The organism is Paenibacillus sp. FSL K6-2524, assembly GCF_038005525.1.
Taxonomy (GTDB): Bacteria; Bacillota; Bacilli; order Paenibacillales; family Paenibacillaceae; genus Fontibacillus; species Fontibacillus anaericanus.
The window spans coordinates 4,695,144-4,710,988 of record NZ_JBBOSP010000001.1 but is presented as its reverse complement, the minus strand read 5'-3'; the positions used below and the strand labels follow the sequence as shown (position 1 = coordinate 4,710,988).

The 15,845-nt window shown below is 39.2% G+C and carries 13 protein-coding genes; 10 read left to right on the top strand and 3 right to left on the bottom strand.

Going from position 1 to position 15,845, the window contains the following annotated elements; translation table 11 throughout:
- Positions 1–119: 119 nt before the first annotated feature.
- Positions 120–1,628 (top strand): methyl-accepting chemotaxis protein, encoded by a 1,509-nt coding sequence (locus NST85_RS21940; RefSeq protein ID WP_341190400.1) that lies wholly within the window; start codon positions 120–122, stop codon positions 1,626–1,628.
- Between the two features lie 38 nt (positions 1,629–1,666).
- On the opposite strand, the gene NST85_RS21935 is transcribed toward NST85_RS21940, so the two are convergent.
- From NST85_RS21935 to NST85_RS21925, 3 genes are all read right to left on the bottom strand, one after another.
- Positions 1,667–2,002, bottom strand: coding sequence for a hypothetical protein (locus tag NST85_RS21935; RefSeq protein ID WP_127192158.1), 336 nt, complete (start codon positions 2,000–2,002; stop codon positions 1,667–1,669).
- 3 nt (positions 2,003–2,005) lie between these two features.
- Positions 2,006–2,614 carry an ImmA/IrrE family metallo-endopeptidase gene (locus NST85_RS21930; RefSeq protein WP_127192159.1) on the bottom strand — a complete coding sequence of 203 codons (609 nt, stop codon included), beginning with the start codon at positions 2,612–2,614 and terminating at the stop codon, positions 2,006–2,008.
- A gap of 130 nt (positions 2,615–2,744) precedes the next feature.
- On the bottom strand, positions 2,745–3,101 hold the full coding sequence (locus NST85_RS21925) for a helix-turn-helix domain-containing protein (RefSeq protein WP_127192160.1): 357 nt from the start codon (positions 3,099–3,101) through the stop codon (positions 2,745–2,747).
- A gap of 299 nt (positions 3,102–3,400) precedes the next feature.
- On the opposite strand from NST85_RS21925, the gene NST85_RS21920 reads away from it, so the two are divergent.
- The 9 genes from NST85_RS21920 (at position 3,401) to NST85_RS21880 (ending at position 15,845) form a co-directional block, all read left to right on the top strand.
- Complete coding sequence (locus NST85_RS21920; protein WP_341190399.1) at positions 3,401–3,550, top strand: hypothetical protein; 150 nt, start codon at positions 3,401–3,403, stop codon at positions 3,548–3,550.
- 553 nt (positions 3,551–4,103) lie between these two features.
- Positions 4,104–4,598, top strand: coding sequence for an ArpU family phage packaging/lysis transcriptional regulator (locus tag NST85_RS21915; RefSeq protein ID WP_341190398.1), 495 nt, complete (start codon positions 4,104–4,106; stop codon positions 4,596–4,598).
- Positions 4,561–4,875 carry a hypothetical protein gene (locus NST85_RS21910; protein ID WP_341191190.1) on the top strand — a complete coding sequence of 105 codons (315 nt, stop codon included), beginning with the start codon at positions 4,561–4,563 and terminating at the stop codon, positions 4,873–4,875. The genes NST85_RS21915 and NST85_RS21910 overlap by 38 nt, the downstream gene beginning before the upstream one ends.
- A gap of 334 nt (positions 4,876–5,209) precedes the next feature.
- Entirely contained in the window at positions 5,210–5,923 is a 714-nt protein-coding gene (locus NST85_RS21905; RefSeq protein WP_341190397.1) for a hypothetical protein, read from the top strand.
- A gap of 25 nt (positions 5,924–5,948) precedes the next feature.
- Positions 5,949–6,743, top strand: a complete 795-nt coding sequence (locus NST85_RS21900) for a hypothetical protein (RefSeq protein WP_341190396.1) — start codon at positions 5,949–5,951, stop codon at positions 6,741–6,743.
- A 151-nt stretch (positions 6,744–6,894) separates the two neighbouring features.
- A complete protein-coding gene (locus tag NST85_RS21895) occupies positions 6,895–7,341 on the top strand; it encodes a hypothetical protein (RefSeq protein WP_341190395.1) in 447 nt (148 codons plus the stop codon).
- A gap of 38 nt (positions 7,342–7,379) precedes the next feature.
- Positions 7,380–12,287, top strand: coding sequence for an NlpC/P60 family protein (locus NST85_RS21890; protein ID WP_341190394.1), 4,908 nt, complete (start codon positions 7,380–7,382; stop codon positions 12,285–12,287).
- 3 nt (positions 12,288–12,290) lie between these two features.
- Positions 12,291–13,070 carry a hypothetical protein gene (locus NST85_RS21885; RefSeq protein ID WP_341190393.1) on the top strand — a complete coding sequence of 260 codons (780 nt, stop codon included), beginning with the start codon at positions 12,291–12,293 and terminating at the stop codon, positions 13,068–13,070.
- A 12-nt stretch (positions 13,071–13,082) separates the two neighbouring features.
- Positions 13,083–15,845 carry a phage tail spike protein gene (locus NST85_RS21880; protein ID WP_341190392.1) on the top strand — a complete coding sequence of 921 codons (2,763 nt, stop codon included), beginning with the start codon at positions 13,083–13,085 and terminating at the stop codon, positions 15,843–15,845.

Genomic DNA, 15,845 nt, shown 5'->3' with positions numbered 1-15,845 from the left:
TGCATTGAGAAAGAGATACTTGATGTAATAGAAAACAAAGTGCTAAAGGACATATACTTTCATCTGAGAATAATACTATAGTAGTACTAACTATAGTTTTCTAGAGGGTGGTATGCTATATGAAAGAGTTTAGTTATGAAAAGTCGGTAAATCTGATTGTCAGTATCATGAGTTGGGTTATGGTCCTCATATTATCGGCCGGATTTTTGATTGAGTATAGTAAAGGTAATCGAACCCTTGAATTTGTCATTTCTATTTTATCTGTAGGCTTTATTTCCGCCATAGTGGGATCTATTTCGTTTATAAAGAATCCGACTAACCGAATTTTACGCTATATCAGCTTTACTGGCTTTTTTGTTATGTATGTATTTTCGCTTATGACTGCAACGACTTCTGTTACCTTTACGTTCGTATTTCCGTTAGCAGCCTTATTTTGTATGTATCTTGATCGTTGGTTTATGACGATTATCTGTTCATTGATTGTTATTCTGAATGGGGCTTATGTAATAAATAGATTCAGAACTACGGATAAGCTAATTATTGGTGAAGTAGCATATAGCGAATTCTTGACAACGATGCTGATTCACGTCTTTGTAGTTATCTTATTCTTAAATAGTCTGCTTGCAGTTGTTTACATATTTAACCGAATGAAAAATGCGATGGATCTAAAAATGAAGGAAGTAGCTCATGCCCGTCTTACAGAACAAATGCTCAATCAGAAAATGAAGGAAACAGGAACTGTTCTTGAAGGTAATTCTAGGAAGGTATATGAAATTGTTCAAGAGCAACATCATTCTTCTCAGTCTGTGTTCTCCGCTATTCAAGAAATTAATCAGGGAGCTAATCAAAATGCGATATCCATTCAAGAGCAGACGGATTTCGTCCAATCGATCCAGTTAAAAGTGAAGCAAACATCACAGCTCTCCAATCTGATGGAGCAAGAAGCTGATTTGACGGCACAGAATGCTGCTGACGGTCTGGATCTCATTGATCGTTTGCAGGAAAAGTCAGTCGAAGTAGAAGAGAATACGGTGATTGCATCTGAGTTGATACATTCATTACATAAGCAAACAGTACTTATACAAGAAATATGCCAAAATATTTCGAGTATTGCACATCGCACCAATATTTTGTCGCTTAATGCTTCAATCGAAGCTGCGCGTGCGGGTGACGTGGGTAAAGGATTTAACATTGTCGCCCAGGAGGTTCGTAAGTTAGCTGAACAGACGATGACGTTATCAACGAATATCGAACAGATTACTTCAGATTTAGCTAATAGTTCTCTCGATTCCGTTCAGGCGATGGAGAAGTTACAGGTGATCAATATTGATCAATCCTCACTTGCCAAAGAAAGTGGAATGATGTTCCATACGATCAACCAACATTTACATAGTGTGAAAGAGCAAATATTTTCTGTACACTTCAATATTAAAGATATTTTGGATGCCAACTTCAAGATGAATGAAGCGATATCTAATATCTCGGCAGTGTCCGAGGAGACGCTTGCTAACACAGAAGAAGCAGCGGCTATTATGGAGTCTCATGCGAGAGGGGCCGAGCGAACCGAAGTATTAGTGGAAGAATTGCTTCATACCTCAGCTGACTTAATAAAATTAAACAATTCTTAGAAAGTTAAAATTAGAAAAGTTAAAGATTAGAGGCTATTTCACTCGCTGAAATAGCCTCTTTCATATTTCAATACTTCCTCGACGTCGTCCATTTGGAGTATGAGAAGATGAATCTCGGTTCCATGACGCTTTGCGATACTAGGGAGATGGATACCGATTACAGGGGTGGAACCTGGTTGGCGTACCATATCCTCCAGAAGTACCGATACCCCGGTAACATCACCAAATTCCTCGGCTTCAAAAGGATCGAACGGACTTGATAGAGGAATATATAGTGTTCTGGACCAATCCAATTCACCCGGGTGAACTTGAATAATTAATTGTAATGGTCGCATCGCTTCTCCATAGAAGTCTGAATATGCTGCGATCCGCATGATTTATAGAGCCTCCTTACCAGACAGTTGATGCGATAATTGCGCCAGAACACGATGGGTTTCATTTGTCCACATAGGTTCTTGCTGCTTCTGTTGACGTTGCCGCTTGCTGGCCTCCTGCGCTGCTGCGATCAAACTTCCTTGGAGAACTCGGCGCTGAATTTGATCCAGTCTTTGCTCGGCGAGAGATAGAGGAACATGAAATTTATCGGCAAGGTAAGGAATCGCTTCGTTCCGCTGATCTGGAATATTCAATTTAGCAACCAAATAAAAGGGGATAGCCGCATATAAGACAAACTGATCCGCCTCAATCTCCTGAGCGCTTTTAAAGAGAACAGACATATTTCGCTGATCCCCTGCATGCCGGAGCACATGACACAATTCATGAAAAAAGATGACCCGCGCGGTAACATCATCCGCATGTTTGTTTAGGAAGATCACCCCATCTTCGTTATCGGAGAAAGAGGGGCATATATCATAAACGAGTGCCACTTCAAAGGCTTCAGCAATTCGTTCGATGTCATGGTTGATGGTGGTCATAATTCCACGAGCTAAAAACTTTGTATTGATCCATTGTTCCAAAGGGGTTTCTTTATAGTAGGAAAATAACATAACAATCACCTCTTATGAGAATGTATGTTCTATTTTTGTTTGAAAATAAGGGCCCTTGAAGTAAGGGCCAAGTTGTTTACTCTTAATTTTATATATTCGCCAGCACTTATGTAATGTCCTGCTTGTGATTTTAATTCTTCTTGTTGTCTCTTTCCAAAAGCTTCTTCTTCTGCACACGGTAAGCCTTTAGCGCTGCTTCCATCATGGCAATTTCATCTGCTGTATAAGACTCTGGGCCACCATAGAAAGACATGCTTGTCGCCTTCTCGTCTGAAGGAGAGGGATCTTGCGTACGCCCAAGCAGATAATCCCCGTTCGTATCTAGCGCATCGACAATTCGTCTTAACGATTCAGGATCTGGTTTTCTATCGTTGGTTTCGTATCTGGACAATTGTACGATGGTTAAGTCCGCTTTGGTAGCTAGATCCTTTTGGGTCATATTCTTTTTTTCCCTAAGATATTTGATTCGATCGCCCAAAGTTTCCATAACCGCTCCTCATTTGTCGTTTGCATAAATATATCATATCATTACCAGATTGGTAAAGCGATTAGGTTACCGAAACGGTAATTATTTTGGTTGACATTACCAAATTGGTAAAATATAATCGGAGTATCTTACCCGTGAGATTGAGGTAAGCCTAGCCTTTATTTTTCCCCCACTGGGTTCCACGTTGAACTCGAGTGAGTGGACTAACACAAAGTAGTAAAGGTGCAAGGGAGTAAAAGTAGCAAAGCAAAGTTGCTAGCCGGACACCAGATCCCTTATTTTCAAGCAGGAGGCCCTTTTTGGAGGTTTATCGGACATCAGATCCGCTATTCGGTGATATAGCCCCCTTTTTGCCACCATTTCTGGTCAATAACGGATCCTATGTCCGCAACAACACGAAATATGAGGCATTTCAGGTAATTAGCGTACTCCATGTCCGGCTAAGCTAGTGAAATTTAGAGGGCCAAAGTCAGATCGAATCATTCTAAGTTAGCTCAAGTCGACTAAGTTCAAAGAAAATTCAAACCAACTCATTCAAATGTAGTCCAAGTAAAACCAAGGCAAATCAAGGTAGCTCAAGGTAGCTCAAGGTAGCTCAAGGTAGCTCAAGGTAGCTCAAGGTAGCTCAAGGTAGCTCAAGGTAGCTCAAGGTAGCTCAAGGTAGCTCAAGGTAGATCAAGGTAGATCAAGGTAGATCAAAGTAGATCTGGGTAGATCAAGACAGATCAAGGCAGACCAAGGAGACTAAGGCAGTCCAAGTTATCCCAAGCAAGTCCATGTTAGTCCCAACTATCCATGAACCACGATCGATCCTCGTTACTGTTTGATCAGCAGGTAACCCAAGTCGCAGAGGTATTCCAATGTTTATTATATGAGTGAGCAGACAAAGAAAGTGTGCTTTTCGGAGTAAGAGGTAGATTGCTAAAAAAAGAAATTTTTTTGCTCTCGAAGTTACCAAATTGGTAATATTACGACTTAATGTAGATAGCGAGCGGAGGGAATATGATGAAGAAACGTAAACACCCTATACAAATTGTTTTCAATACAATACCTATAGACCAAGCAGCAACACGAGCAGCCGTAGAGGAGCGCCTAGAAGAGGTTCGGCAGTACAGACAAATAGGCTTTATCCGTCAGGAAGCTGTGATCACCGCAAGCTACGAGCCCAAGTTTCATGGACCAACAAATGCAATCAGTAAACCGACGGAGACAATCGCAATTAGGAACGTAGATAAAGAAGCCGAATTACGCGAAAAGTCAGAATTGCTGGATAAAGCAATGAGTAAACTGTCGAGCCCTCAAAGGGAAGTCATCGAAAGAAGCTTCTTAGATAATGAAGGCGAGTACGATTTCATCAGCTGCGGGGAAATGGGAATCAGCGACCGCACGTACCGCCGGATTAAGGCGAGTGCAATTCAGATATTGGCTGCGGCCATGAGACTTGAAGTGGTTGTGTTGGATGAAGAAATGGAGAGTTGCGAGCACTCAGTCGGCTAATAGCCGGCTTTTTTTGTGGGAAAGAAAGTATGTGAATATTGAATTGATAGGTAAGGATTTTCGTCTAAATATGCTTGTCCTTCTATTGTCCGAAACATGTCAGCGGCTTGTCCGTTCATTAGACTTTACCCATGTTAAATTTGTATTGTGGGAATCGGACGAAGCGAGAGAACACAGCTTACTGAAGCCGGGTAGCCACGGTACAGTGAACACGGAACTAGTAATCATGAGCCACGGCTCACTTATCCCAGGATCACGAACCACATATCACAAATAGAAAATGCAAAAGTCGCTGAGCTTCTCGGTGGCTTTTTTTGTTGGGGGAATTCACTTGAGAAAAAGGAATAAGCTCCAGTCTCAATCTACCGAATGGAAACAGCCAGAATTATGCAAGAGATGTATCTGGGGGCGCTGGGAGGGGACAAAACAGTTTTGCAGTCGCCCACGTTGCGTGCTAGATAATTCAAGAGCTGGAAAGGAGGTGAATACCATTGTTGAAAGAAAGGACAGGCTTACCTGAACGCCGTGCAAAACCCATTTGGGGTGCAGGTGTGAAATGGAGGTAAGTGATTATCGAAATGTTATGCAAGTCAGATTAGGTTGTGATGTGTTTGAATAATGTTGATCTCCAACTTAAGATGTTAGCCAATATTCCAATCCATCTTGATCGGGCAGGTGAAATATTTCTCCCCACCTTAAAAGAGATCGCTCAAATGGGATTTAGCAATTACAATCAACAGCTTTCTATTCTTCTCATTGATAAGAATAGCTTTAATCATCCATTTGATGACAGTGTAACTGATTTCGACATTTTCTATGCGAATTGCTACCATAATGAATCTTTTCGAGAGGTGGTATTCCATGCGCTGCGACTTTTTTTTCGGGCGGAGCCTGAAATGGTGGAGGAAGAAGAACGTTTCTTTATCAGATTGAGAGAAGGGAATGTTCTTGATCGTTCCAATTTCAAAGCCCTGCAAAGCATATTATATGTGGCTAACCATCTAAAGAAAGTTATGGAACCGGAGTATAACCCCGTAAACTCTAAGGCTCAGGAAATGATTAATCTAATTCTAAAGACTAGAAAGAAGCAACCTAAACCTAAAGAGAAAATGGATTTACTGAGTATTGTTTCTGGTTTAGCTTGGAAACAGAATGGAATAAGCTTACAGGAGCTATTTGAGCTCAATATCTATCAAATTTACAATGGCTTTTTTATTACTAACAATATTGATCATTATCATCATACTATAACGGGCATTTATGCCGGTACTGTAGATGGAAAGAGTATCAACATGTCCGATATTCATTGGGCAAATAAAATTTAAATTAAACTATAGGAGTGATTTATTCATGACAACACCAAATGTATGGGCAGTACGCGAAGTAGCACTTGCAACTTTTTATGATCTGGAGACAAATAAAGCACGAATTCAGTTGGCGAACCTTAAGACTTCTGGTTTAGAGAATACGGCGGAAACGACATATTCCCTTGGAGGACGAGGCAATGCGAAGATTGTAGGTTTTTCTGGTAACCGTGGTGGACGTGTTACCCTTCAAGATGCTGTGTTCACTAATGAAGTCATTGCGATGATGACTGGAAATGATATTAAGTCAGGAGCTAAAAGCATTTATCAAAAAGAGATCCTTAAGGTGGAAGGATATAAAGCTTCCCTCAAGTTTACTCCTGAACATGTAGAAAAAGGATTGATTAGTGTATATACCCTCAACCCTGATGGTACCCATAATACGGAAATTGAGTATGCGGCTGTACTTTCTGCGAATAAATATACATTGACAGGTAAGGAACTTAAATTTAATCAAGGTGATTTGGATGATGGTGCTGAAGTTGCTGCTTACTATCAGATCATCACAGATACTACAGCTAAGACCATTACTGTATCATCTGACAAATTCGCTGGTACGTACAAAGTTGTTCTAGATTGCTTGGTTCGTAACGTAGTTGATGAAAAAGATTATGCGGCACAAATTGTCATTAATAAGGCCAAGATGGAAGACAAATGGACTATTACGATGGCAGCTACAGGGGAACCTTCCGTATTCGACATTCCAATGGAAATTTTGAAACCGGTAAATGGGACAGAACTCTATACCATGACGGTATATGATGAATCTCTTATTGCTTAAATACTGATATCAAAATTCAGGGATTAAGTTCACTAAGAACTTAGTCCCTGATTCTAAATAAGGCACTCCATAGAGTTTTCTTACTTCTCAAGAATGCTGTACCGAGTGTCTTACCGAGGAGATTAACAACATTATGAAGGAGCGATTGACGATGACAAAGCAACAGGGGAAAAGACTTACAGCGGTAGGCTTAAAAAAGCTAGAATCGACACTTAATGAACGCATTAGACTTTTAGTTTATGGAAATCAGTTTAATGTAAACATCCATACTTTTTTTCGAGAATCATTAATTGAGAATATTATCACTAATTATGTGACCATTTTACAAGAATTACAGGAGGGAACAGAAGTTGATGATACTTTAATCAAAGGCTCATTGGGAGTGTTTAATACACTTGTTTTACGAGAATTTACAGATCTCCCTATCCCAAAAACAAATGATATAGAAAGTTTAATTGTAGTATCGAACACGTTGCTTGATACGGGAATTATGAAAGAAATATATGATGCTATCCCACCAGAACAATTAATCAAAATTGAAGAAAAATTAAAGTCTGTCCAAAGTAACTTTGAACAAGTAGTAGGAACCTTGAAGTAGAGGTATAAATAGGGTTTTGAAAGGGAGTGAATAACAGAATGAGTGATAATTTAAAAATACTAATTTCGGCTGGATTAGATTCAGTGAAAACAATGAGGGATATTAATAATGACCTTAGAACTTTAGCTAAGCATCCAGCATTGCAAAAGCTTCATATTGAGATCAAGATGAACGACAATTATACCCGCTCTGCATATAGTTTTCTGAGCATAATTACTAGGATGAATGATGCAATAGCGCAAGGTACAGTCGAACTCGGTAAGCAAGCTAAATCAGTTCATGTTTTAAAGGGGAAAATGGAGGAAGTACCTGCTGTTGAAACTAAAACGAGCATGTCAAAAAAGGTGGATTCGGATTCTTTAGCAAAAAAGAGTTTAACTGATCAAGCAGGAAAGGATATTGATAGCGGGCTTCGTAGTGCTGTTAACAACGGTGACAATATCCAACTGTTGTCTGAGGCTATTGGGGAGGCCGGATTAAAATTTAAATCTTTATCCTGGTTTAGTAGTGTATATACTAGTTCTGCTATATCCGCAAGACTGGCTACGGTCGGCTTGCAAGCAGCCATGTCTATGGGATTATCTCTTGCGATAACTGGGGTAACATGGGCTCTTTCTGCTATGGTGGAGGCAATTGCCAAATCCAAAAAAGAATCCGCTGAAGCCATTAAAATTAATTATGATCAGGTGAAATCACTTCGGGAGCAAAAGCAATCACTCTTTGAATTAAAAACTGAGATGGAATCCCTTCAGCAGACTGATGATAGGGGTGATCTTAACACCGAAGGGAAACAGAGATTACTGGATATACAGTCTCAATTAGTTGAACAGTATGGTGTCGCAGCCAATAAAATTGATGCGGAAGGAAAGGCTTATAGCGACTCTAATACATCAATCAATGCAAGAACAGAAGCTTTGGAACGACAGATTAAGGCAGAAGAGTCTCTAAATCGATCTAAATTAATCGCACAAGACTCTAAGAACACCAAAGAATTAAAAAATGCACAAGAAGATGTTGGCGACTATAAAAATCGTGTTCAGAATACTAGGAATCAAATTGAGAAATTAGAAGGTGATATTAATTCAGGGGTTTTATCTCCGGATGATTTTATTACACAAAGTAAAGCTATTTCTCAATATGGTAATTTATCAAGGTCGGATAAGTTCTGGGATCAGAAATTATTAACGGAGCATTCATATTCTGCACAAAAGCTGCTAGAGGCTTATAATCAAGAACTAGCCGAATTGGAAGTTAAGTTAGGTGAATCCTCCACTGACATGGAGACGGCATTGCATGATCGTCAAGAAGTTATGAGTACAAGTGCGAATAATTATATAGACAGTTTGGTAGAAAAGGGTACACAAATATCAGACAGTCAGCGTATGTTTATTCAAGAAATCGTGAATTCAATATCAGGAAACGGCTCCTCTGTGCTTGAACAAGAAGGCCAAATTGAAGAAATAATTAAAGGTATGTCATCAGGTGATTTTGAAGGTTTAATTACTTCCTATCACAACTTAGTGGACCAGTTCGAACAAGATCCATCTTCCACAGATAATACGAAGATTAGTGTGATCCGTCAACAAGTAGAAGACTTAATTAATTCAGTTACTAATGGAGTGTCTGTATCTAGTGACTTTATGCCGGCAATCCTTTCGCAGTTTCCTGATGTAGAGCAAAAAGCGTTCAGCCTAAAGGAAGCTATGGAAGAGATCCAGTCCTCCTATGATACAACATCTGGAAAGGTCTCTTTATACAATGAGTTGTTGAATGAGAACTCATCTGGAAATGGATTAAGCGCCGATAGGGTAGCACAGTTAATTAAAGAAAACCAATCACTCGTAGATTTGTTCTACATTGAGAACGGGGTTATTAAGCTAAACACTGATTTGACTACGGAGCAAAGAGATAAGGAACTTCAAGGATTCAGAGATATCGCTAAAGCTAAGAAAGATGATTTAATTGCGTCCAATCAAATTTTGAGCCAAAAGTTACTTGCGTACGGAATTGAACTAAAATCGATAGAGTCTGTTGAAGATGCCATTAGAGCTAAGGAAACATTTAATAAAACATTTGTGGATGTGAATGGTACAGGCATAGAAGGCAGGCAATTCTTTGAGGTCAATAAAGCGAATAAAAAGGATGGGAATGCGTTCCTTGATACTATCATAGCACTCATGAAAGGATCATCGATATTAGATGAATCCTTGGAAACAGTCGAAAATGCTGCAGAGACAGCGGGCGAGCAACTTTCTGAACTCCAAAAGCAACTGATGGCCGTTGATGAGGCTATTAATAGAAGCAGTAGTAAAAGAGAAAGATACGCCAAATCTTCTCAGAAGTATCGGGATTCTTTACAGGAGGAGAATAAGCTCCTTGAACAGAAGAAGAAACTGATAGAGCAGGGAGAGGGGAGCGACTCCGCATCCCCTCCTTCAACTAAAAGTGAAAGTAAGGAAAACCCTCCTTCAACTATTCCAAGTAGTGGAGTTGCGGCGATGCTTGCTGAGGCTGGAAATCTCCAAGGTAAGTTAACACAATATGAAAAAATACCTGGAGAATACAAGGGGACGTATGAACAGTTCGTAAAAGGGGCAACTTCAGACTGCTCTCAATTTGTCCAAGAAATATTCAAGGAGTTTCTGAATATCAGGCTTCCTCGAGTCTCAAGTGATCAGGCGAAAAGTGGTATCTCCGTTGATAAAAAAGATTTGCAACCAGGGGATCTTGTATTTTTTAATGACGGTGATAAAGGTAATAAAAACGTTTCCCATGTGGGCATTTATATGGGTAAGAATAAGTTTGTTCAGATGGGATCAACTGAAAATGGCGGTCTTAATGAACAAAATTTAACAAGCAATTATTGGGAGGATAGATACCTTAAAGCGAGACGAATTGTAGGAGGAGTGTCCCAAAAAAACAATGATGGTATGTCAGATGAATGGATTGATGCGGATAACCAGAAGTATCGAAACGAAATAGATATTATTAATAGTAATATTACTTCCTCGCAGAATGAACTTGATGAGCAAGATGGATTGATGAAAAAATCGCAATCAAGGCAATCGAAATTTACAGATGGTTCGGAAGAATATCGAATTGAAGAGAACAAGCAGATCGATATTTTTCTTGAAAAACGTAAAATTCTGCATGTTCAGGCTAATATGATAAGAGATTTGATGAAGAAATATCATATCGAATCCGATGAATTAGATACCACGATTCGCACTCTCGGTGAGACTTATGATGGATTGACGCAGGAAATTATAAATAAGCGGGTTAATTTGGGTAACAGTGGGCTTGAGGAGTTTAAAGACAGACTATCAGATGTTGGGTATCAGCTTGAATTATCGAAAGCCAAAATGTCCGAATATGGCGAGGGGTCTGCTGAATATACAAAAGAACTTCAGAATCAGGTGTTTCTCACCAAAGAGCAGATAGTAATCAACAAAGAAGCCATTGCTTATCTTGAGCAGCAGCTACTAAACGAGCAGAACTCTGTGAAGGTAAAAGCGGAACTAAAGGACTCGATGGAGCAGCTGATTCTGGATAACTATGAATATTCGCAGTCGCTTAAAGAGATTAATGAATCTTATGCCGATTCGGTAATTTCTAATTACAAGAAGATGCTTGAGAAGAAGAGAGATCTTGAGCTTGAAGCAATGGAGAAGAGCAAACAGTCAGAAGATGAACGACATACAGAGTATATGAAATCCCTCGACGATGAGCTTAAGAGGTTCGAGGAAGTTATTGATGCGCAGCTCAAACTGATGGATCGACAGAATGTATCGGATGATTATGACAAAGATTTGAATAAGATGCTTCAGGATCGTCAGGACTTATTAAGTCAAATTAATACGCTGGCATTAGATGATTCTTATGAAGCCAAAGCAAAGATGAAATCGCTGAACGAGCAATTGAGTAGTAAGGATGAAGAAATTAGCGATTTTAGGTTGGACAGAGAGAGAGAGTTGAGGAAACAAAATCTCTCCGACCAGTTAGAGGATAAGAAAGAGCAAATTGAGAATCAGAAGGAACTTGAAGATGATCATCACACTGAGATAATTAAGAATTGGGAGAAAGAAAAAGAAGCAAAAGAACAACTCTATAAAGGAATGCTTGAAGACGAGCAAGTGTTCTACCAGTTGAAGCAAGGTCTGCTCAGTAACGATGCGGCAGTTGTGCAGAGTTGTATCGAGAAAATTAAAGGTGAATACGGAACTTTCTTTCTATTTCTACAAGAACAGATGGCGATCGTAGGAACAGACGCAGACTTGCTTGGTAAGAAATTGTTGGACAATCTCTTTAATGATATTAAAAAAGATGCAGATAAATTAGATCAGAATCCTAACAATAATTCAGTAGCTAGCGACAGCCATGATAATGGAGGCAGTCAGACAGGAGGGGAGACTAAGGATACCCCGGCAGCACGAGCAGCATGGGGAAAATATTTAGAAAATAAATTTGAGGCAGAGAAAATCAGAAAAGATATGGTGAGCCTGGAAAAAAAGGATCCAAAAAGATACAAGGATCTTGAGAAAAACTTTGAAGCTTTACGTTTCCAAAATGAGGACTATCGTAAAACCTATAGTTTCTTCCCTGATAAGAGCTATGAAGAATTGAAAAATTTCAACCCATTTTCGGCTGAATCCGGGGGCATGACACCAAATTTCACAAAAGGAAAGTTCTTACTCGCCCATGAGAAAGAATTAATTCTTAACAAGACAGATACAGCTAACTTGCTTACAGCTGTAGATATTACCCGAGGCTTAATTAGTGGAATTCAGAATATAGCTTCCTCTTTTTTTAATTCTTCTCCCGCGGTTGTTCCGGCTGGTGGAGATGTAAACATGTATATTACCATTGACAAGCTTCAGGGTAATGAAGATGGAGCCAATACCTTTTTTAGTATGATCCAGAAAAATTTAAAGAAATCGGGTATCTAAACTATGACAATTGCTGAAAGTTTATATTTTGTATATGACGGCATTCGAAGCGATGAAATGGGTCTGATTAATGTCAATATGAGTTCGGGCATGCAGGAGCAGATTTTTCTGCCAGAGCAGAGCTTGAAGGAAGTAACTATTCGTGGCAGGGATACCCCCTATTTTATAGAAACAGAGCGCAGACCATTTACACTTTCACTTAATTTTGCTTTTACAGAGAATTTTGATGATGAGAAGCTGAACAAAGTAGCGAGATGGTTAGGCAACCAGCCTTATTATAAACCACTCTATTTCTCAGACAACCTAGATAAGTGGTATTACACCCTCTATTCTGGAGAGGCTAAGTTACTGCATAACTGTCTGAAACAAGGGATTTTACAAATTCAAATGAGAAATATGAGTCCGTATACGTACTCTCCTGTTTATGAGTCGGACTATTATGATTACTCAACCAACACTTCCGATGGAAGTAAATGGGTGATTGAGAATAAAGGGAATTTGAGCTGTAAACCCGTGCTTACTATTCGTAAGATTGGAGATGGGGAGATTTCCTTTATAAATCTGTCGGATCGGGGGAAGAACTTTCGTCTCGTTAATTTGCGGGCAAATGAGGAAGTGATTATCGATTCTGAGGAAGAGGACATCGTATCCAATATTCCGATGACTTTTCATTTCGATGACGTCTATGGTGACTTTCCAACTTTTGTAGAGGGTGCTAATTACTTTGAAATATATGGAGATTGTTTAGTGAAATGGAAATATCAATTTAAAAATATAGGGTAGGAGGCGGAATCTATGATTGGCTTAAATGATACTGAACTTATGGATACAGAATTGATTAAGCCCAAACTGTATTTATGTAAACCAAATCTGCAAAGATCGACCTACCATAAACTCTCCGAAGCATTTAATGTCAGGCAAAAGGTCAGTTTGGGAAATATAAATGAGCTATCCTTCGAACTCCCACTGCATGTCGCTGGCTTGGGAGGTAGGTTGAAGAAAAATGGACATGTTGATTCTGTTAAGCAGCGCTATTTACTTCGTTTCGAGAAGGGGATATACAAGGAATATTACATTATCGATAAAATTGAAAAATCTTCTAACGATAGAGAAAGTGTATCCGTACAGTGTTTCGGTCTGGGATATGAGTTAACTTCAAAATTGATTAAAGATTACATTGTTGAATCTTATAATTTGACAGCCATTCTGAAGGATCTACTTAAACAGAGTATTTGGAACGTAGGATATGTAGATGTTCAATTTGATATTAAATATCGTTCTTTTGAACATACAGGTTCGGTTCTTGAAGGTGTCCAAAAACTCGCAACTACATTTCATTCTCTTATTGTATGGGATACAGACAAGAGACAAGTTAGCTTCTATGATCCGGAGCATTTTGGGCAAAATAGAGGTTTTCGAACTTCTTTTGGTAGGCTAATGAAGGATGTAACCCAGGAGACCAATCTGGATGAGTTTTGTACACGTTTGAAGTTATTCGGTAAAGACGGACTTTCGATCCAATCTATTAATCCGTTAGGTACGAATTTTATCCAAGACTTCTCTTATTTTATGTTTCCTTTTCAGCAGGATGATCAAGGGGCAATTGTCTCGCATAGTGATTATTTGAGTGATAACTTGTGTCTTCATCTAATAAAATACGATGAACTCCTTTCTTCTAAATCAAGTTCTTTTCAGTCATTATTAGCTCAAAAAAAGAACTTGCAAGTGGATTCAAGTGTAAAAGAGAATGAATACGCACTGATATATACCCAGTTACTCATGATCGAAGACAATCTGGATACCGCTAATGGAACGGGGCAACCAACAGGTGATCTTATTCAACAGAAAAATAGTAAGTCTCTTGAGTTGGCTCACAAGCAAGCTGAAATTGACACATTAAGTCAACAAATAGGTGTTATTGAGGGCTCTATTCAGTTACTAAAAGAGCAGATGAAAATGGAAAATAACTTTTCCGCAGATGAGTTGAAAGAACTAAATCCCTTTATTATTGAAAAGGAATTTTCCAGCGACATTTATGTCGAACCGGAAGATCTCTTAGAGGATGGTAAGAAAGAGTTTGAGAAGATTAGGGAACCTAAACTCGTAGCCAAAGTTTCTTTGGTTAATTTTTTTGATATTCTGACTGAACAACATCAATGGGATAAGCTCTTTGTTGGAGATATCATCACTGTTGAACACGAGAAGCTCGGGATAGGAATGAAGGCTAATGTCACTGAAATCGAGTTTAATTATGAGGAATCAGAGATCGATATTACGGTATCCAACGCCAAAGAGTTGCTGACGGACGAGGATCGTTTTCTGCAAAATTTATATAAATCTATCAATTCTTCCAACGTCGTGGATATGAGCAGAACGAAATGGGATGACGCCACAACGACAGCGAATGAAGTAGCCTCAGTCATTGATAACACTTGGAATGCCGTGAAGAGAGACATTGTTGCCGGTGTTAATGAAACGGTGGAGATTAGCCGAAAAGGGATTCTCATTAAAGATCCCGGTGATCCGAACAAATTTATCGTGATGCAACATGGACAACTTGCGCTCACACAAGATGGAGGAGATAGCTGGAAAACGGCTATTTTACCAGATCGGATCGTAGCGGAGCGAGTGATGGGGAAACTGCTGGCTGGCGTTAATCTTCAAATCGACGCTACAGATGCAGCGGGGAATAAGACTTTCACTGTGAATCAAACCGGTGTCAAAATTATGGGGCTGGCACTCACAATTGAAGGTGGACTTCCAGCTAATCAATTAGACCCTCAGTTTAAAGATGGCCTTGTCCAGATGGGCAAAGTATACAATGGCGTAGTTATTGATACCACGAATGGCTTGGTCATCACGACGAATAACAATTTAGTTAGAACAAAACTAAATGCTACTGAGGGATTTTCTTTTGAAAAGTATGAAAGTAGCAATTGGGTTAAGAAACTGTATTATGATGTATCGACTGGAAATCTGGTTGTTAAAGGAGAAATAGACGCAAACGCACTTAAAGTGAAGGGTGTCAATGTTCTTACTACAAATGACAAAATCAAAGCCTCTGCAATCGAGGATTTGGTCGTGGGTGGTAATGTAAATATGGGGCCAAATGCGACGATTAGTTGGTCAAACGTGTCTAATCAGCCTTGGATTCCTACTAGCGCAGCCGAGGTAGGAGCTATCCCCAGCACATATATAGACGCGAATGGAGTATGGACAGGATATATAAATGCCGATAGGATTACTACAGGGCAACTTGATGTAACCAAATTGAAGGGACTTATAAAAGCAACACAAATTGAAACAAAAGATCTATCAGCGATAAAAATCTATCAACCAGGAGGAGTAAACAATTATGCTATGATTAGTAGATTAGGAGATCTAGTTTTGAATTATAATAATTCCGAATATTTTAAAGTATATAATGACATTTCCGGCGCATCGTTATATACGCTAGGGGATAGGTTTTTGGAGACAACAGGTTTAAAAACCTATCCACTTGGAGTATGGGATTTTAAAGACGCTAGTGTTAAAGGAGTAACTTCGGTATTTGCATAA